The organism is Burkholderia sp. YHN3-13 (genome assembly GCF_055810675.1).
This window is the reverse complement of the sequence record NZ_JBVVNQ010000001.1, coordinates 718,150-736,222: the sequence shown is the minus strand read 5'-3', so window position 1 is coordinate 736,222 and position 18,073 is coordinate 718,150. Positions and strand designations below refer to the sequence as shown.

The following is an 18,073-nucleotide window of genomic DNA, read 5'->3' as shown; positions in this document are numbered from 1 at the left end:
CGGGATGTCAGCATTTTCTCAGACTCGGTCGATAACCTGTGTCGAGCCGGAAGCAGCAGGCAAGGACGGCATTAATACCAGAAATATTCAAGGAGACGGCAACATGCAGCATGTCACGGGCGCGACGAACGCGCGACGCGGCGCGACGGCGGCCTTCGCGCGGCCGTGTGCCGCCCGTCGCGGGGCGGCGTGCGCATGACGATGTCGCCACGCCGCCGCGCATTGATCGCCGCCGGGCTCGGCGTGCTCGCCGCACCGTCGCTCGTGCGGGCGAAACCGCGCACGGTGCGGATCTCCAAGGGCTATGGCGTGCTGTACCTGCCGCTGCTCGTGATGGAGAAGCAGCGGCTGTTCGAGCGGCACGCGGCACGCCACGGCGTGCGCGACGTCGCGGTCGACTGGGTGCTGCTCGACGGCGGCAATTCCGTCAACGACGCGATGATGGCCGGCACGCTCGATTTCGCGGGCGCCGGCGCGCCGGGTTTCATCGAACTGTGGGCGCGGGCGCGCGGCATTCCGAACGTCGAGGTGATCGGCATCAGCGGGCTGTCGACCACGTCGCTGTCGCTGAACGCGAACCGCCCGGGCCTGGCGTCGCTGCGCGACTTCACGCCGTCCGACCGGATCGCGGTGCCGGGCATTCGCACGTCGCTGTCGGCCGTCGTGCTGCAGATGGTCGCGAGCCGGCAACTCGGCCCGCGGCATTTCGCGCAGCTCGATTCGATCACCGTGAACCTGCCGCATCCGCAGGCGATGCAGGCGCTGATCCGCCGCGAGAACGGCGTCACCGCGCACTTCACGTCGCCGCCATTCTCGACGCTCGAGTTGCGGCAGCCGGGTATTCATCGCGTCGTGAGTTCGGTCGACGTGCTCGGCCCGCTGACGCTCGACGTCGTGTTCGCGCCGAAGCGGCTCGTCGATGCGGAACCCGCGCTCGCCGTCGCGTTTCTCGGCGCGCTCGACGAAGCGAACCGCCTGATCGCGCAGGACCCACGCGCGGCGGCCGCGCTGTATGCGGCGTCGTCGGGTGTCGGCGTGTCGCACGACGACGTGATGCGCATGCTGGCCGCGCCCGACACGCGCTTCTCGGTGCTGCCGAACCAGCTGATGGACTACGTCGAATTCCTGTACCTGGCCGGCACGATCAAGGCGAAGCCGCGCGCGTGGCACGAGATGTTCGCGCCGATGCTCGACGATTACCGGTCGGGCTGATCGCCCCCCGTTCAACGAGACATCCGATGCCCGCGCGACGGCTGCGCGCGGGCATCGGTTCAACCGATACGCAACCGATTCACGCAAGGAGCATGAAGTGACCGCTACCGACACCCTGGACCCCGCGTCCGCCGAAGAACAGCGCATCATGTCGAAGGTGGCGCGGCGCCTGCTGCCCATCCTCGTCGTGATGTTCCTGATCGCGTTCATCGACCGGCAGAACGTCGGATTCGCGAAACTGCAGATGGTGCACAGCCTCGGGATGACGGAGGCCGCGTTCGGGCTCGCGTCGTCGCTGTTCTTCATCGGCTACCTGCTGTTCGAGGTGCCGAGCACGCTCGCGCTGCATCGCTACGGCGCGCGCGTGTGGCTCGCGCGGATCATGCTGACGTGGGGCCTCATCACGGTGCTGATGGGCTTCACGACGTCGATGCCCGCGTTCTGCTCGCTGCGCTTCCTGCTCGGCATCGCCGAGGCCGGCTTCTACCCGGGCGTGATCTATTACCTGACGCTGTGGTTCCCGCAGAGCTACCGCGCGAAGGTGCTCGGCATCTTCACGCTCGGCAGCGCGCTCGCGAACATGCTCGGCTCGCTGGTCGGCGGCGTGCTGCTGAGCCTGAACGGCGTGTGGGGCCTCGCGGGCTGGCAATGGGTGTTCGTGGCGACGGGCATTCCGGCCGTGGTCGTCGCGATCGTCGTGTTCCGCGTGCTGCCGGCGTCGTTCCGCGAAGCGCCGTTCCTCGACGAGCGCGAGAAGCAGATCGTCGCGGCCGCGCTGGAGCGCGAGAAGCCGGCGCAGGCCGAGCACGGCCAGCCGTGGAAGGCGCTGCTCGATCCGCGCGTGATGCTGTTCGCGGCGACTTACATGCTGATGTCGACGTCGCTGTACGGCGTCACGTACTGGCTGCCGACGCTCGTGAAATCGTTCGGCGTGTCGAGCAGCACGAACGGCTTCCTGAGCATGCTGCCGTGGGCGCTCGCGGTGCTGCTGCTGCTGTGGCTGCCGGCGAAGCTGCGTCGCGCGAAGAGCATCCTGCGCACGATCGCGATCGTCGCGGCGCTCGGCGCGCTCGGCTTCCTGCTGAGCCTCGTGCTGCCGTCGACGCCGCTGCGCTTCGTGGCGCTCGTGCTGGGCGGCGCGTGCATCCCGCTGCTGTATCCGTGCTTCTGGTCGATGCCGCCGCGTTATTTCACCGGCGCGCGGGCGGCGGCGAGCGTCGCGGCGATCAACTCGATCGGCAACCTCGGCGGTTTCTTCAGCCAGAACCTGATGCCGTTCGCGGGCAAGGTGACGGGCACCGCGTTCGGGCCGATGATCGTGCCGATCGTGTGCCTCGCGCTGCTCGGCATCGGCGCGCTGGTCGCATGGACGCGATCGGAGCGGGGGATGGTGGCGGCGCGGGTGTGACCGACGGGCGGATTGCGGCTCCAGATACGTTTCGAACCCTGCTCGAACGTGATGTGGATGCGGCGGCGCGCGCCGCGGACGCGATCGGGCAAGGTGTTGCCGTGCTGCGCCTGTTTCCGTTCACATGCCGCAAGATCGAGAATGGAAATCCGTTTTTGCGCGAGCTGATCGTGTCCTTCGGCGCGTCGGGTTTTGTCCTGCTGTTCGAGATTGAAGCGGCAGAACAAGTTACGATTCTCGCGGTGCGACATCAACGGGAAGAGGATCACCACTGACGCGTGATCGATGCGGCGGCCGGCATCGCCGCCTCGGTCAGCGATCGGGCCGAGAACCCCCATGCCCGCCATGCGCGACCGCGACGGGCGCGTGCGTCAGCGGAATCTCGACGTCGACCGTCGTGCCTTCGCCGAGCGTCGTCGCGATCCGCAGCGTGCCGCCGACCAGATACGCGCGCTCGCGCAATCCCACCAGCCCGAACGAACCCGACTTGCGCGGCACGCCGGGATCGAATCCCGCGCCGTCGTCGCGAATCGTCAGCGCGAGCGCATCGCCGCCGTGCGCGAGTTCGACGTCCGCATGCGACGCGGCCGCATGCCGCGCGACGTTCGCGAGCGCTTCCTGCGCGATGCGGAACACGGCCGTCGCGTACGGCTCGTCGAGTTGCAGCTCGGGCGGCTCGACGCGCAGCGAGCACGCAATCCCGTGACGGTGCCGGAAATCTTCCACGAGCCATTGCATCGCCGCGGCGAAACCGAGGTCATCCAGCATCAGCGGGCGCAGGTCCGACGCGATGCGCCGCGTCGCGGCCACCGCGCCGCGCGCGAGCGCATGCATCGCCGCGATCTTGCGCGCGAGCAACGCGTCGTCCTGCGGCACGCGGTCGATCAGCCATTCGAGATCGTTCTTCAGCGTCGCGAGCGTCTGCGCGAGTTCGTCGTGCAGCTCGCGTGCGATGCGGCGCTGCTCGGCTTCGCGTGCGCTGGCGCTGATCGCGGCGATCTCGCGCAGTTCCTCGCGTGACGTCTGCAGCGCCCGCTCCGCGCGCACGCGCTCCTCGACTTCGCGCCGCAGGTCGCGGTTCGACGCGCTCAGTTGCGCGGTGCGCGCGGCGACGCGCTGTTCGAGCCGTTCGTTCGCGTCGTTCAACTGCGCGCTCTTCTGCACGACGAGCAGATGCTGGTAGCGCGCGCCGGCCAGCGCGCGCACGGTCTGCGCATGCAGCCGGCCGTTCTCGAACAGCATCGCGAACAGCACGACGCCGGACGCGACGAGGCCGTACGCGCGCCCCGCGTAGAAGCCGAGATCGTAGCGCCCGTGATTGAGCATCGACGACAGCGCGATATCGAACAGCCACGCGACGAGTACCGTCATCACCCACAGGTCGAGCACGGAGTGGCGGCGCCGCTGCCGCCACATCAGCATCAGCGCGACCAGGTTCAGCCCCCAGACGATCGTGATCGCGTTCGTCATCGTCGCGGCCATCCGGTTGCCGTTCATGATGCGCGGCAGCAGGTCGTGGCCGGCGGTCGCGAGCAGCGCGAGCGCGACCGTCGCGGCGGCCGCCGACGCGAGGCAGAACCCCACCGGAATCGCCGCCCGGCGCTGCGGGCTCGCGATCGGGCGGGCGCGCGGCGTCGCGCGCAGCAGCGCATACGCGGAAACGGCCAGCGGAAACCCGCCGTGCCAGAACAGGTACAGCCACGCGGTGGTCTGGTCGCCGCCGCCGAGCAGGCCGTGCGGTGCGAACAGCCCGGGGAAGCTCAGCATGTGCGTGCCGGCCATGAAGCCCGTGAACAGGTAGCCGCCCGCGAGCACGAGCAGCGGTTTCTGGCGCAGGATCGCGTACTGGCCGAGCAGCAGGCCGGCCGTCACCATGTCGTTGACGACGATCGCCGACTGGTACACGGGAATGAACGCCGAGCCCGGCGCGAGCGGCATGCCCGCGAACGGCGCGAGCGCGGCGAAGATCACGGCCGACACGAGCACGGTCGCGAGCGCGAAGCGCCGTTCGCGCCGGCCCGGCGGCAGCGACGACATGAACAGGCGCGACGTGTCCGGATCGTCGTCTTCCGGCGGCGCGGGCGGGAGCCGGGACGCGGCCGTCATGCGTCGTCGGCGCCGGCGCCAGGATCGAGATCGTGGCGTACCGCGTAGCGGACCAGCGCCGCGTCGTGCGGCAACTCCATTTTCTCGAGGATCCGCGTCTTGTACGTGCTGACCGTCTTCGTGCTCAGCCCGAGTTCGGACGCGATCTGCGTGACGGTCTGGCCGGCGACGATGCGGCGCATCACGTCGATCTCGCGGGCGGACAGCCGCTCGTGCGGCAACGTCCGGGCCGGCGCGCGCAGCGTGCGCGCGAGGCTTTCGGCCGCGGACGGGCTCACGTAGACGCCGCCGGCCGCGACCTTGCCGACGGCCTCGACGAGTTCGGCGGTTGCGCTGTCCTTCGTCAGGTAGCCGGTGGCGCCGGCCTTGAACGCGCGCGCGGCGTACTGCGCCTCGGCATGCATCGTCAGCACGAGCGTGCGCAGCGACGGCGCGTGGCTCTTGACCATCCGGATCAGCTCGATGCCGGTCGGCGCGGGCATCGACAGGTCGAGCAGCAGCACGTCGGCGGCCGCGTGTTCGGCCAGCGCGAGCGTGGCCGAGCCGTCGCTTGCCTCGCCGACGATCTCGAAACCGCCGGCCATTTCCAGGATGTAACGCAGTCCGTCCCGCATGACTGCGTGATCGTCAGCCAGAATTACCCTGATCATCTAGCGGCCCTCTTCGGGATGACGCCGCGAACTGCATGTCTGGTTATCGACGCGGCCGTTCTTCTGACCAATATATTCCGCCGAATTCGAAAACGGTACTCATTCGGGAAATTTTCGAGATGGCTGATCGACGAATGTGTACTGAAGCGAAATAATCGACCGGAAAGGGCACGACGTGTCGTGCGCGGCGGTCAGGGTATTCCCGGGTGACTGCCGTACCCGGGCCGGACCGGCGACGCGCTGCCCGGACCGCGCGTCGAGCCGCCGCGATTCGGGACTAAACTGGTGCCCGATGCCAATCCACCTACAGGGGAGCCCCGCGATGATCGATCTTGCCGATATCCTGCCGTCCGCATTGCCCGCCGCGGTCGCATGGGCCGAAGCGGAAGCGGCGCGCGGGATCGCGCAGGGGGCGCCGCTGACGCCGGCGCAGGCGGACGACGCACGCGCGGTGGGCGTTGCCCGGCCGGAACGGATCCGCGTGGTGACCGTCGATCGCATGCCGTTCCCCGAGACGCCGTCGCTGGCCGCGATCGCCCGCGACACGGGGCTGCTGTCGCCGGGGACGATCGGCCTGACGCTCGGCCATGCGGTGTACGTGCTGCGCGGGCAGGACACGCGCCGCCTGCTGACCCACGAATTCCGTCACGTGCATCAGTACGAGGCCGCCGGTTCGATCGGCGCATTTCTTGCGCGCTATCTGCAGGAAATCGCGACGGTCGGCTATCACGACGCGCCGCTCGAGGTCGATGCGCGGCAGCACGAGTTCGATTGACCGTTCACGCCGGCGCGAGTGCGCGCACCTCGCCATGACCGTTCACCCTGCCATCGCCGATCCGGTGTTCGACCGCCGGGCCGTTTCGCCGCGGGGCGTGCGATGAGCGACACGATCCACGCGTGGCTCGGCGCGATCGGCGCGCATCCGCTGCTCGTGCTGGCAATCGTGTTCGTGGCGGCGTGCGCCGAGGCGATCGCGCTGATCGGCACGATCGTGCCGGCCGGCGCCGTGATGTTCGCGGCCGGTGCGCTGATCGGCGCGGGCGCGCTCGACGGCTGGACGACGATCGGCATCGCGGCCGCCGGCGCGGTGGTCGGCGACGGGATCAGCTACGAGCTCGGGCGGCACTACCGCGGGATGATCCGCAACGTGTGGGCGCGCCTCGGCTACGCGAACGCCTATGCGCGCGGCGAGGAGTTCGTCCTGCGTCACGGGATGAAGAGCATCGTGCTCGCGCGCTTCCTCGCGCCGGTGCGTGCGGTCGTGCCGGTCGTCGTCGGCTGCGCGACGCTGCCGCGGCGGTCGTTTTATCCGGTCAACGTCGTCTCGGCGCTCGTGTGGGCGCCCGTACACGTCGCGCCGGGCATCGTGTTCGGCGCGTCGGCCGCGCTGGCCGCGGCGATCAGCGTGCGGGTCGCCGCGATCCTGCTGGTCGTCGCCGCGCTGGTCGTGCTCGTCTGGGTCGGCGTGCGCGTCGCGCTGCGGCGCGGCTGGCCGTTGCTGCACCGCGCGCTCGTCGCAGCCGTGCACGCTTGCGCGCGCCGCTGGCCGCGGGTGGGCGCGCGGCTGCACGACGCGATCGCGGACGTGCGCGGCCTGCCGGGCGCGGTGCCCGTGCTCGCGCTGCTGTTCGCCGGCTGCGTGTGGCTGTTCGCGGGGATGGTGCGGGATGTCGTCGCGAACGATCCGCTGATGCACGCGGACATCGCGCTGTATGCGTTCCTGCAGAACCTGCGCACGCCGCCCGTCGACGCCGCGATGAGTGCGCTTGCCGTGCTGCACGGGCACGACACGGGGCTGATCGTCGCGGCCGCGTTCCTCGTCTGGCTGATGATCCATCGCTGCTGGCTGACGTCCGCGTGGTGGCTCGCGACGGTCGGTGTCGCGGTCGTGCTCGTGCCGGCGTTCGGCGCGGGCGTGCCGGGCGCGACGCCCGCGAGCCTGCCGCCCGGCGCGCTGCACCTGCCGCTGCCCGATGCCGACGCCGCGTTCGCGATCCTCGCGAGCAGCGGCCTCGGCTGGGTGCTCACGCGCGACCGGCCCGCGCGATGGCGCATTCCGGTCGTGACGGCGGTCGTGCTGTGGATCGTGCTCGGCGGTTTCGCGCGGCTCTACGTTGGCGACACCTGGCTGTCGGGCCTGCTCGGCGGCTGGAGTCTCGGGCTGGCCTGGTTCGCGCTGCTCGCCGGCGCCTATGCATACTGGCGCGTGCGCGAGCAGGTGCAGCCGCGCGGCGCGCTGGTCGCGGTGGTCGTGGTGCTCGCGACGGCCGGCGTATGGACGGTTCCCGCGCAATGGCAGCTCGAGCGCGCGGCGCGTCCGCATGTCGGCGACGTGGTGGCGATGACGGTCGATCAGTGGCTGCACGGCGGGTGGCAGCGCGTGCCGATGCGGCGCACCGAGATCGGCGGCGATCGCGAGGAATATCTGCCGTTGCAATGGAGCGCGGCATCGGACACGCTCGACCGGCATCTCGCGCAGGCCGGCTGGCAGCGCGCGACGCCGTGGTCGCCGGCCACCGCGTTGCGCTGGCTGTTGCCGCAGGCGCCGGCCGACGCGCTGCCCGTGCTGCCGCGCTATACGCATGGCGAAAGCACGCGCCGCGTGTTCGTCCGCGTCGATCCGGCCCATCCGGACAGCCGCCTCGTGCTGCGGCTGTGGCGCTATCCGTACGTGCTGGAGGACGCGCTCGGCATGCGGCCGCTGTGGTACGGCGCGCTGTATCGCGAGGCGCTGCACCGGCCGGCGCGGCTGATGACGATCGTGCGCACGACGCCGATCGACGATGCGGCGGCGATCGCGCAGGCGCTGGCGGTCGAGCCGACGATCGAGCGTCCGCCGGCGGGGATGACGGCCGCGCCGGCCGGGATGCTGCTCGTGTGGATGGTCAGGCCGTGAGCGGGCGCGCGCCGCTCATGCGTGCTCCGGCCGGGCTGGGACGACGGACAGGCGCAGGCCGACGGTTTTGAGCACCGCGAGCAGGGTTTTCCGCGTCGGATTGCCGTTCGGGGACAGCGTGCGATACAGCGATTCGCGGCTGATGCCGGCTTCGGCCGTGACCGCGCCGAGCCCGCCATAGGCTTCCGCGACCGTGCGCAGCGCGAGCAGGCCGGCCGCGCGATTGTCGGGATCGTCGAGCGATTCCATCGCGACGCGCAGATAGGCGACCGCGCACGCGCCGCTCGCCGCGCATTGCCGCCCGATCGTCACGCGCTCGCGGCCACCCGTGCCGACGCAAATCCCGCCAGCGTGCGCAGCGCATCGCGCGCCGAGCGCAGGTAGAACGCCTGCAGATGAAACACGTGCCAGCGCGCCGCGTGAATCTCCAGCCGGCACGGCACGCCGCACGCGCGTGCGTGATCCGCCAGCCGTTGCGCATCCGACAGCAGCACCTCCTGGTCGCCGGCCTGAATCAGCATCGGCGGCAGACCGCGCAGGTCGGTGTCGAGCGGGCCGCGCGCGGCGGTCGAGCCGGCGCCGTGATACCAGCGCAGCCCCTGTTCGAGCCAGCCGCGCCGGATCATCGGATCGTCGCGGCGGCGCGAGGCCAGCGTCGGACCGCCGAGCGCCGGGTCGGTCACGGGCGAGATCAGCAGCAGCGCGGCGGCGGCCGGATCGCCGCGCTCGCGCAGCGCAATGGCGAGTGAGAGGGCCAGCGCACCGCCGGCCGAGTCGCCGGCGATCACGATCCGGTGCGGCGCATGACCCTGCGCGCGCATCGCGTCGTACACGGCGAGCGCATCGTCGAGCGCGGCCGGGCTCGGATGCTCGGGCGCAAGGCGGTAATCGGGCACCCACACCGGCAGGCCGGCATCGTTCGCGAGCCGCGTCGTCACGCCGCGATGCGTATGCGGGCCGCCGAGGCAGAATGCTCCGCCGTGGAGATACAGGATCGCGCCACCCGTGTCGCCGCGTTTCGGCGCGACGACTTCGACCGGCACGTGGTGCGCGGACGTGCGATAGCGCAGCGTGCCGCCGGCACCGGGCATCAGCGGCGACAGCAGCGCGACGACGCGGCGCTGCGTGCGTGCACCGAACGGCGGCCCGATCAGCGGCCGGAACGCAACGCGCAGGAAGCCGCGCAGCGAAGCGGCGGCGAGCGCCTCCAGCCGACCGGCCGGCGGCGCGATCACCGTGCCGTGCGCTGCCGCGGCCGACTCGGGCAACGGGCGCGTGAAGCGGTATGCGGACATGCCGCCGACACGCGTGATCCACCGGTAGGTCAGCGTGAAACCCGGCCAGTTCGTGCTGTTGTGCCCCGCTGCATCGACGTACCAGCTCTTGCAGCCGCTCCAGACCGAACCGGCGAGCCGCTGCTGCACGTGCGCGTTGAAGCGCCGGTAGCGGCGCGTATCGACGTCGATCTCGCGCGCGCCGTCGCGCCGCATCGCCCGCACGCAGCGCATCACGTGCGCGATCTGGCTTTCGAGCATGTAGACGATCGAGTTGTGCCCGAGGTTGGTGTTCGGGCCGTACAGCATGAAGAAGTTCGGGAAGCCGGGCACGGTGAGCCCGAGATACGCCTGCGCGCCGCGTCGCCACGCGTCGTTCAGGTCGAGCCCGTCGCGGCCCGTGATGCGCATCGGCGACAGGAATTCGGTTGCCGCGAACCCCGTGCCGTAGACGATCGCGTCGACCGGATGCTGGACGCCGTCGACGGTTTCGATGCCGTCCTCGGTCACGCGCCGGATGCGTTGCGTGACGAGCGCGACGTTGTCGCGGCTCATCGTCGCGAGGTATTCGCTCGACAGCAGGAGGCGCTTGCAGCCGATCGGGTAGTCGGGCGTGAGCCGGGCGCGCAACGCGGGGTCCGGCACGTCGCGCGCGAGCAGCTTGCGGAACGGCCGGCCGACCGCCACCTTCATCAGCCCGTGCAGGCGCGTGAACGCGATCGCACGCGATTCGTAGCGGGTGTAGATCCATGCGCGATGCAGCTTCATCGCCCACGGCATCCGGCGAAACATCGCCTTTCCCCACGGGCGATACGCGCGGTCGGGACGCGGTATCACGTAGGCCGGCGAACGCTGGAACACGGTCAGGTGCCGCACGCTGCCGGCGATCGCCGGGACGAACTGGATCGCCGACGCGCCGGTGCCGACCACGGCCACGCGCTTGCCGGCGAGCGAATAGTCGTGATCCCAGTGCGCGGAGTGGAACGCGCGGCCGCGGAACGTGTCGATGCCGGGCAGGTGGGGCATCGCCGGGCGGCTCAACTGGCCGGTGCCGCTGACGAGCAGGGCGGCGCTGAGCGTCGTGCCGTCGACGAGCGTGACGTGCCACAGCGCACCGGTTTCGTCGTAGCGCGCGTGCCCGACTTCGGCGCCGAAGCGCAGGTGGCGTGCGAGCCCGTACTTGCGTGCGCAATGCTGCAGGTATGCGTGAATTTCCGGCTGCGGCGCGAACACGCGGGACCAGGCCGGATTCGGTTCGAACGAAAACGAATACAGGTGCGAGGGCACGTCGCACGCGGCGCCCGGGTAGCTGTTGTCGCGCCATACGCCGCCGACGTCGTGCGAGCGTTCGACGATCACGAAATCGTGGATGCCGGCGCGTTGCAGCGCGACGGCCATGCCGATGCCGGCGAAGCCGGCGCCGATGATGATCGCGGCAAGCGGTGCGGCGGAGCCGGCGCAACGGGAAGGATCAGGCGACAGCATGGCGGGTTTCCTCGGGCTGGATGACGTCGTGTGCCGCGCGCGCGGCACGGGCGGAATCGCAATCCGTCGCTGTCCTGACGGTCTCGCCGGCATGCGGCCGGTCCGGCACGCGGCACACGCCGCGCATCAGGTCGACGGCCTTCTCGGCGATCATGATCGTCGGCGCGTTGGTGTTGCCGCCGATCAGCGTCGGCATCACCGACGCATCGACGATGCGCAGCCCCTGCAGGCCGCGCACGCGCAGTTGCGGATCGACGACGGCGAGTGCGTCGTGCCCCATCCGGCAGGTGCCGACCGGGTGATACACGGTGTCGGTGCGCCGCCTCAGCACGTCGCGGATCTCGTCGTCGGTCGTCACGTTCGCGGTGAACAGGTCGCGCGTGATCCAGCTCGCGAGCGCCGGTGCTTCCATCAGCCGGCGCGTGATGCGGAAGCCCGCGACCATGTCGTCGACGTCGCGCGGATCGTCGAAGAACGCGGGGTCGATGCGCGGCGCCGCGAGCGGATCGGCGCTGTTCAGCGTGACCGAGCCGCGGCTGCGCGGCCGCAGCAGGCACACGTGGCACGACAGCCCGTGGCCGGCATGCAGCTTGCGCGCATGGTCGTCGACGAGCGCGACGACGAAATGCAGCTGGATGTCCGGCGCGGCGAGATCGGCGCGCGTTTTCAGGAACCCGCCGCCTTCCGCGAAATTCGACGTCAGCATCCCGCGCCGTTCGCGGCGAAAGCGCGCGAACTCGCGCAGCATCCGCAGGCCGCCGCGTGCGGACACGCCCATCGTGTCGACGCTGCGCGTGCGATAGCCGAAGATGAAATCCGGATGATCCTGCAGGTTGCGCCCGACGCCGGGCAGGTCCGCCTGCACCGCGATGCCGAACTGCTGGAGTGCGCGGCCCGGGCCGACGCCCGACAGCATCAGCAACTGCGGCGTCTGCAGCGCGCCGGCCGCGAGCACGACTTCGCGCCGCGCGCGCAGCGTGCGGACCTCGCCGTGCTGGCGGACCTCGACGCCGATCGCGCGCGAGCCGTCGAACAGGATGCGCAGCACCTGCGCGTGCGTCTCGACCGTCAGGTTGTCGCGGCGGCCGAGATGCGGAAGCAGGTACGCGCGCGCCGCGCTCCAGCGTTCGCCGTGCTTCTGCGTGACCTGGTAGATCCCGATGCCCTCCTGCCGCGCACCGTTGAAATCGTCGGTGAGCGGCAGGCCGGCCTGTCGCGCGGCTTCCAGGTAGCGTGCATGGAACGGGTTGCCGGTGCGCAGGTCGCTGACCCACAGCGGGCCGTCGCGGCCGTGCCATGCATCGTCGAAGCGCTCGTTGTGCTCGCTCAGGCGGAAGTACGGCAGCACGTCGTCGTACCCCCAGCCTTCGTTGCCGAGCGCGGCCCAGCCGTCGTAGTCGACACGATGGCCGCGGATGTAGACCATCGCGTTGATCGCCGACGATCCGCCGAGCGCCCTGCCGCGCGGCTGGTAGCCGATGCGCCCGCCGAGCCCGGGCTGCGGCACCGTGTCGAACGCCCAGTTGTTCAGGCGCGTGGACATCATCGCGACCGCGCCGGTCGGCACGTTGACGAGCGCGCCGTCGCCGCGGCCGCCGGCCTCCAGCACGCATACGGTCACGGCCGGGTCCTCGGTCAGGCGCCCAGCGACGACGCAGCCGCCCGATCCGCCGCCGACGACGATGTAGTCGAACGTCTTGCTCATGGAATCGTCTCCTTTGTTCGGTAGTCGATGGATCAGCCGACGGGCGCCGGCACGGGGGCGCAGGCGGCGGGATCGGTCGGGCGGCTCGGTCGCATGGTGTCTCCTCCTGGGGCGATGGCGTCGTTCGGGTGACGACTGGATGACGCCGATGGTGCGGGCCGCACGGGGAAACACCAATGCTGCTTGGGGACAATTGTTTTAGTATTTGGGCCAAATCGGCGCTTCGAGGGTTTCTCCGCATGAGCTTCTGGGATTTCACCCGGAGTCCGGCCAGCGCCCGGCTGCTGGTCGATTTCGGCGACGAACGCGGCGTGCCGCACGCGACGCTGCTGGCCGGTACCGGCCTGGCGGATGCGCAGCTCGACGATCCGAAGGTCGAGGTGACGGCCGCACAGGAGTTGCGGCTGACCGGCAACCTGCTGCGCGCGCTCGGCCGCGCGCAGGGCCTCGGCTTCGAGGTCGGCCTGCGCTATCACTTCTCCGCGTACGGCGTGTGGGGCTACGGGCTGATCGCGAGCGCGACCGGGCGCGACGCGCTCGCGCTGGCGATGCGCTTCCTGCCGCTCACGTATGCATACACCGTCATCACGTACCGCGAGGCGCCCGATACGGGCGTGCTCAACTTCGGCGCGCCGGAACTCGACGGCGACCTGAGCCGGTTCCTCGTCGAGCGCGACATGACGGCTGCTGCCGTGCTGCTGCAGGAAATCGCCAGCGGCGATTTCGCGTTGTCGCGCTTCACGCTGCAGGCCGCGCGTTCACCGTCGCTCGTCGCGCCGCGCATCGCCGGCATCGAGCCGGCCTTCTCGGCGCGCGTGAACAGCCTCGCGTTCGACCGCGCGTTTCTCGACCGGCCGCTGCCGCATGCGAATCCGCTGACGGTGTCGATGTGCGAGCAGATGTGCGGGCAACTCGTCGAAGCGCGGCGCGCGCGCGTGGGCACGTCGGAGATGGTGCGCCAGTACCTGGGCTCGACGGCCGGCGGTGCGCCGTTCTCGCTCGAGGACATGGCGCGGCTGATGAACACGAGCCCGCGCACGCTCAAGCGCCGGCTGCAGGAGGAGGGCACGACGTTTCGCACGCTGCTCGCGCAGGCGCGCGGCGCGATGGCCGAGACATTGCTCGGCGATGCGCGGCTGTCGCTCGCGGAGGTGGCCGAGCGGCTCGGCTTCAGCGACCTGTCGAGTTTTTCGCAGGCGTTCAAGCGCTGGTACGGCGTGCCGCCGGGCGCGTATCGCAGTGCGGCGCGGCGGGCCGGCGACCGCCGATGAATCGCGGTACGATCGATCGCTTGCCTGCCGACATCCCCCTCACGAGAGAACCCGCATGATCACGATTCGCCCGATGACCGACGACGATTTCCCGCGCTTCTGGCCGACCTATCGCGCCATCGTCGCCGCTCAGGAAACCTATGCATTCGATCCCGCGCCGACACGGGAAGCGGCGCGCGTGCTGTGGCTCGACGCGCCGCTTTGCACGTGGATCGCCGAGGAGGACGGCGTGGTGCTCGGCTCGTACTACCTGAAGGCGAACGCGGCCGGCCCCGGCAAGCACGTGAGCAACTGCGGCTACATGGTGAGCGAGGCCGCGCGCGGCCGCGGCGTCGCGCGCCTGATGTGCGAACACTCGCAGCAGGTCGCGCGCGAGCGCGGTTTCCTCGCGATGCAGTTCAACTCGGTGGTCGCGACGAACGAGGTCGCGGTCGCGCTGTGGCGGAAGCTGGGATTCGAGATCGTCGGCCGCCTGCCGCGCGTGTACCGCCACGCGCGGCTCGGCTTCGTCGATTGCCTCGTGATGTTCAAGTGGCTCGGCGACACGCCCGCCGCCGAAGCCTGAGCCCGCAAGCCGCCCCGTCGTCAGACGGCGAACGCGCCGTCGAACACGATCCGTTCGTCGAGCGCGAGCGTGCCGCGCGCGAAGATCAGGTCGAGGTGATGGCTGCCGTTTTCGCCGCCGCCGAGCCCGAGATGCAGGCCCGGATGGCGTTCCTCGAACCCGGCGTTGCGGCCGTACAGCCCGCGGATGCCGAGGTTCGTGCCGATGCCGAATTCCTCGATGCGCCGGTGGTTCGCGTGCCGGTCGAGATAGGTCGTGAAATCGCGTCGAAAGCCCGCATCGTCGGTGTCGAAATCGACGATCGTGCTGTTCTCGACCCGCAGCGTCGCGAGCCGCTCGGCTACCTTGTACTTGATCGCGAACGGCACGGTGCCGAGAAACGTGCCGCTGAACACGACCGAGCCGTTCAGGTCGGTCACGTGCGTCGCGATCTCGCCGGGCACGACGTCGAGGTTGCCCATGCCGTCGACGCTCGTCCATTTCTGGTCCGGTGCGAGCGAGCCCGTCAGCGTGTTGCCGGCTTCGTCGATGAAGCGGATCCGTGACGCGCGTGCGGCCGCGTCGATCAACCGGCCGTTGCGTGCGGCGATGTCGTCGAGCGATTCGGCGAAGGCTTCGTCGAGGTGCGGGCCGTAATCCTTGAACAAGACCGACTTGCTCCAGTGCTCGACGATCGCGGGGCGGATCGCGGCGAGGAACGGCGGCCCGCTCGGCGAGGGTGTCGGCAGGCACGACGAGTCGTACAGCAGCACGAACAGGTCGGCGTCATTGAGCGCGGCGGCGATGTCGGCGGGCGGGGTGCTTTCGAGGCAGAGGGTCGTGGCGTCGAGCGAATCGGGCAGGGCGGAAAACGCGCGCAACGCGATGTCGCGGTTGCGGGTGTCATGGCCGACCAGCAGTTTTCCCGACTCGCCGCGCGCCAGCTTGTCGCGCAGCGCGGGGTGAAACCCGAGCGCGCGGTGCAGGTTCAGCATGCGTATCTCCGGAAGCGGCGGAAGGGCCGAGGCCCTTCCGCGAGAACGGGTGGCCCGCTCAGACCGGCCAGAGCGCGGTGCCGAACGGCACCACGGCGTCCTCAACCATCATGTCGACGGCCTCGGGGTGCGTGTCTTCCTGCATCCAGTCAAGCAATTCGATCTGCTGGGTGTCCTGCATGTCAATTCTCCTGTGGTGAACATGAGTGATTCAACATGAAAGTGCGGTAGAAAATCTTGCCGCTCCTTGTTCGGTATTTCGTGAATGCCGGACAAGTGGCGTCGATATTAGTCTGACGATTTTGTTAATGCAATGCATTGCGACGTTTTTAGCCAAAGCGTGCTAAACACCGGCATTTTCTCGAGGTCGACGGGCAAAGGAGGCCGATAAATCGAATAACGGGACCGACCTGATTTTCCAATTATCGGGATTCCGTTCGATTAATGCATTCGGCCGTTTTTTTATAATTCGACGTGCAATGGCGTCGATTATTTCGCATTGCGTGATTCATGAAAGAAGATCGCGCACGCGTATCACGCGCATATTGCGCGCGGGCCCGCGTGCGGCGACGCCTCCGGTTTTCTGGCACCATCTGACGATCTTGCGCGACGGCCGCGGCCGCGTGCGCCGTCGTCAGGACGGCATCACAACGATGGAGACGACCCGATGCGTGCAGCGCCGCAACCGGAGCGCGCCGGCCCGACGCAGCCGACCGCCGGCACCACCGATCCCGACCGCATGGCCGCGTGGCGGCTCGCGATCGGCCTGTCGCTCGGCAGCGCGATCGCGCTCGGCCTCGCACGCTTTTCGTATGCGCTGCTGCTGCCGCCGATGAAGGCCGATCTCGGCTGGACCTTCGCGCAGGCCGGCGCGCTGAATACCGCGAACGCGGCCGGCTACCTGGTCGGCGCGCTGGCGTTTCCGCTGCTGTCGCGGCGCTGGCGCGCGGGCACGCTGCTGGCGGCCGGCTGCGCGTTGACCGTGGTGCTGATGGCGACCTGCGGGCTCACGTCCGGCATGCACGCGCTGCTCGTGCAGCGGCTCGCAACGGGTATCGGCAGCGCGCTGATCTTCATCAGCGGCGGCGTGCTGGCCGCGCGGCTCGCGTCGGCGTCGCCGCGCGATGCGGGGCTGCTGCTCGGCCTCTATTACGGCGGTACGGGGTGGGGCATCGTCGCGTCGTCGCTGCTCGTGCCGGCCACGCTCACGCATGGCGTGCACGGCTGGCAGGCCGCGTGGTTCGCGCTCGCGCTCGCCTGCGCGCTGTTCTCGGCGGTGGCCATCGCGGCCGCGCATCGCATCGAGCGCGCACACGCGGCACCGGCGAGGCCGCGCGACGGCACGGCACCGGCGGCAACCGCGCGCGCGGCCCGTTTCGGACTCGCGCTGGCCGGCTACGGCCTGTTCGGCGTCGGCTACATCGGCTACATGACGTTCATCGTCGCGCTGCTGCGCGGCGCGGGCATGAGCGGCACGGTGGTCGCCGCGTTCTACGTGATGCTCGGCGTCGCGACCGTCGTGTCGGCGCGGCTGTGGTCGGGGCTGCTCGACCGGATGCGCGGCGGGCAGGCGCTCGCGGTGCTCAACGCGCTGCTCGGCATCGCGACGCTGATGCCCGCGATGTTCGTGCATCCGGCCGCCGCGTTCGCGTCGGGCGTGCTGTTCGGCGCGACGTTCCTGTCGGCCGTCGCGTCGACGACGGCGTTCGTGCGGCACAACCTGCCGCCCGACGGCTGGGCGAAGGGGATCAGCGCGTTCACGACGGTCTTCGCATTCGGCCAGATCGCGGGGCCGGTCGCGATCGGCTGGGTGTCGGACAGCGCGGGGCTCGCGCGCGGGCTCGTGTATTCGGCGCTGACGCTGTTCGCGGGCGCGGCGCTTGCGGCCGCCCAGCGCGCGTTGCGGACGCCCGCGTAGTCACGCGAGCGTCACCGCACGTACGCGGTGCGCGAGACGCGATGAAACGCGCGGCTGAAGTAGATGAGGCTGTCGCCGTCGTCGCGCACGCGGATCGACGTCGCCTCGATGAACATCACCGAATGCGAGCCGACTTCCTTCATGTCGGCGATCGTGCCCTGCAGGCTGGCGAGCGCGTCGCGCAGCACGGGCACGTCCTGCTCGCCCCGATCCCACACGGGCAGTTCGAAACGTTGCGCCATCGGCAGGTCGGTGAGTCCCGCGAAATGCCGCGCGAGCAGCTCGTGCTCGGCCGGCAGCACGTTGATGCAGACGTGGCGGTTGCGCTCGAAGGTCGCGTGCATCGCGCTCGACCGGTTCAGGCACACGAGCAGCGTCGGCGGCGTATCGGTGACGGAGCACACGGCGCTCGCGGTGATCCCGCAGCGGCCGTGCGGCCCGGCGGTGGTGATGACGTTGACGGCCGCGCCGAGGTGGGCCATCGCCTGGCGGAAGGCCTTCTGCGTGTCGGTCGGTTCGACGCGTGCCGGTCGCGGGATATCGGTCGTGGAAGACATGGGTGCTCCTGTTGGACGAAGGCGGCGATCGCGTCACGCTGTCGAGGCAGCG

General features: G+C 70.0%; 16 protein-coding genes. 8 read left to right on the top strand and 8 right to left on the bottom strand.

The annotated features are described in order from the left end of the window. The first annotated feature begins 195 nt into the window (after nucleotides 1–195). The 3 genes from AC0KUR_RS03255 to AC0KUR_RS03245 all read left to right on the top strand — a co-directional run bounded on the left by AC0KUR_RS03255 (nucleotide 196) and on the right by AC0KUR_RS03245 (nucleotide 2,895). Nucleotides 196–1,212: an ABC transporter substrate-binding protein gene (locus AC0KUR_RS03255; RefSeq protein WP_473375351.1), complete on the top strand. Its 1,017-nt coding sequence runs from the start codon at nucleotides 196–198 to the stop codon at nucleotides 1,210–1,212. A gap of 97 nt (nucleotides 1,213–1,309) precedes the next feature. Further along, nucleotides 1,310–2,620, top strand: a complete 1,311-nt coding sequence (locus AC0KUR_RS03250; RefSeq protein WP_049035680.1) for an MFS transporter — start codon at nucleotides 1,310–1,312, stop codon at nucleotides 2,618–2,620. Then, on the top strand, nucleotides 2,578–2,895 hold the full coding sequence (locus AC0KUR_RS03245; RefSeq protein WP_233622862.1) for a type II toxin-antitoxin system RelE/ParE family toxin: 318 nt from the start codon (nucleotides 2,578–2,580) through the stop codon (nucleotides 2,893–2,895). The genes AC0KUR_RS03250 and AC0KUR_RS03245 overlap by 43 nt, the downstream gene beginning before the upstream one ends. A 37-nt stretch (nucleotides 2,896–2,932) precedes the next feature. Here AC0KUR_RS03245 and AC0KUR_RS03240 read toward each other — a convergent pair whose 3' ends face one another. Both AC0KUR_RS03240 and AC0KUR_RS03235 read right to left on the bottom strand, forming a co-directional pair. Then, nucleotides 2,933–4,726 carry a sensor histidine kinase gene (locus AC0KUR_RS03240; protein WP_473375350.1) on the bottom strand — a complete coding sequence of 598 codons (1,794 nt, stop codon included), beginning with the start codon at nucleotides 4,724–4,726 and terminating at the stop codon, nucleotides 2,933–2,935. Beyond that, nucleotides 4,723–5,376, bottom strand: a complete 654-nt coding sequence (locus AC0KUR_RS03235) for a response regulator (protein WP_473375349.1) — start codon at nucleotides 5,374–5,376, stop codon at nucleotides 4,723–4,725. Before AC0KUR_RS03235 ends, AC0KUR_RS03240 begins: the two co-directional genes overlap by 4 nt. A 322-nt stretch (nucleotides 5,377–5,698) precedes the next feature. Here AC0KUR_RS03235 and AC0KUR_RS03230 point away from each other — a divergent pair, with 322 nt between their 5' ends. After that, nucleotides 5,699–6,151: a hypothetical protein gene (locus AC0KUR_RS03230; RefSeq protein WP_059559643.1), complete on the top strand. Its 453-nt coding sequence runs from the start codon at nucleotides 5,699–5,701 to the stop codon at nucleotides 6,149–6,151. 102 nt (nucleotides 6,152–6,253) lie between these two features. After that, on the top strand, nucleotides 6,254–8,272 hold the full coding sequence (locus tag AC0KUR_RS03225) for an LssY C-terminal domain-containing protein (protein WP_473375348.1): 2,019 nt from the start codon (nucleotides 6,254–6,256) through the stop codon (nucleotides 8,270–8,272). 15 nt (nucleotides 8,273–8,287) lie between these two features. Here AC0KUR_RS03225 and AC0KUR_RS03220 read toward each other — a convergent pair whose 3' ends face one another. The 3 genes from AC0KUR_RS03220 to AC0KUR_RS03210 are packed head-to-tail and all read right to left on the bottom strand — an operon-like array spanning nucleotide 8,288 to nucleotide 12,736. Next, nucleotides 8,288–8,584, bottom strand: a complete 297-nt coding sequence (locus tag AC0KUR_RS03220) for a helix-turn-helix domain-containing transcriptional regulator (protein ID WP_473375347.1) — start codon at nucleotides 8,582–8,584, stop codon at nucleotides 8,288–8,290. Next, on the bottom strand, nucleotides 8,581–11,031 hold the full coding sequence (locus AC0KUR_RS03215) for a flavin-containing monooxygenase (protein ID WP_473375346.1): 2,451 nt from the start codon (nucleotides 11,029–11,031) through the stop codon (nucleotides 8,581–8,583). Before AC0KUR_RS03215 ends, AC0KUR_RS03220 begins: the two co-directional genes overlap by 4 nt. Beyond that, nucleotides 11,018–12,736: a GMC family oxidoreductase gene (locus AC0KUR_RS03210; RefSeq protein WP_473375345.1), complete on the bottom strand. Its 1,719-nt coding sequence runs from the start codon at nucleotides 12,734–12,736 to the stop codon at nucleotides 11,018–11,020. Before AC0KUR_RS03210 ends, AC0KUR_RS03215 begins: the two co-directional genes overlap by 14 nt. A 239-nt stretch (nucleotides 12,737–12,975) precedes the next feature. On the opposite strand from AC0KUR_RS03210, the gene AC0KUR_RS03205 reads away from it, so the two are divergent. Together AC0KUR_RS03205 and AC0KUR_RS03200 are read left to right on the top strand one after the other, a co-directional pair. Next, nucleotides 12,976–14,007 carry an AraC family transcriptional regulator gene (locus tag AC0KUR_RS03205; protein WP_473375344.1) on the top strand — a complete coding sequence of 344 codons (1,032 nt, stop codon included), beginning with the start codon at nucleotides 12,976–12,978 and terminating at the stop codon, nucleotides 14,005–14,007. A gap of 55 nt (nucleotides 14,008–14,062) precedes the next feature. Continuing rightward, nucleotides 14,063–14,572 carry a GNAT family N-acetyltransferase gene (locus AC0KUR_RS03200; protein WP_473375343.1) on the top strand — a complete coding sequence of 170 codons (510 nt, stop codon included), beginning with the start codon at nucleotides 14,063–14,065 and terminating at the stop codon, nucleotides 14,570–14,572. 20 nt (nucleotides 14,573–14,592) lie between these two features. On the opposite strand, the gene AC0KUR_RS03195 is transcribed toward AC0KUR_RS03200, so the two are convergent. Continuing rightward, complete coding sequence (locus tag AC0KUR_RS03195; RefSeq protein WP_049033179.1) at nucleotides 14,593–15,546, bottom strand: CgnE/CgnB domain-containing protein; 954 nt, start codon at nucleotides 15,544–15,546, stop codon at nucleotides 14,593–14,595. Between the two features lie 58 nt (nucleotides 15,547–15,604). After that, the gene (locus tag AC0KUR_RS03190) at nucleotides 15,605–15,727 is read right to left on the bottom strand and encodes a hypothetical protein (RefSeq protein WP_006766865.1); all 123 of its coding nucleotides are present in this window, start codon (nucleotides 15,725–15,727) and stop codon (nucleotides 15,605–15,607) included. A gap of 486 nt (nucleotides 15,728–16,213) precedes the next feature. Between AC0KUR_RS03190 and AC0KUR_RS03185 the strand changes: the two genes are divergently transcribed. Next, nucleotides 16,214–17,464, top strand: coding sequence for a YbfB/YjiJ family MFS transporter (locus AC0KUR_RS03185; protein ID WP_473375342.1), 1,251 nt, complete (start codon nucleotides 16,214–16,216; stop codon nucleotides 17,462–17,464). 11 nt (nucleotides 17,465–17,475) lie between these two features. Here AC0KUR_RS03185 and hpaC read toward each other — a convergent pair whose 3' ends face one another. After that, nucleotides 17,476–18,021 (bottom strand): 4-hydroxyphenylacetate 3-monooxygenase, reductase component, encoded by a 546-nt coding sequence (hpaC, locus tag AC0KUR_RS03180; protein WP_034188318.1) that lies wholly within the window; start codon nucleotides 18,019–18,021, stop codon nucleotides 17,476–17,478. Between the last annotated feature and the right edge of the window lie 52 nt (nucleotides 18,022–18,073).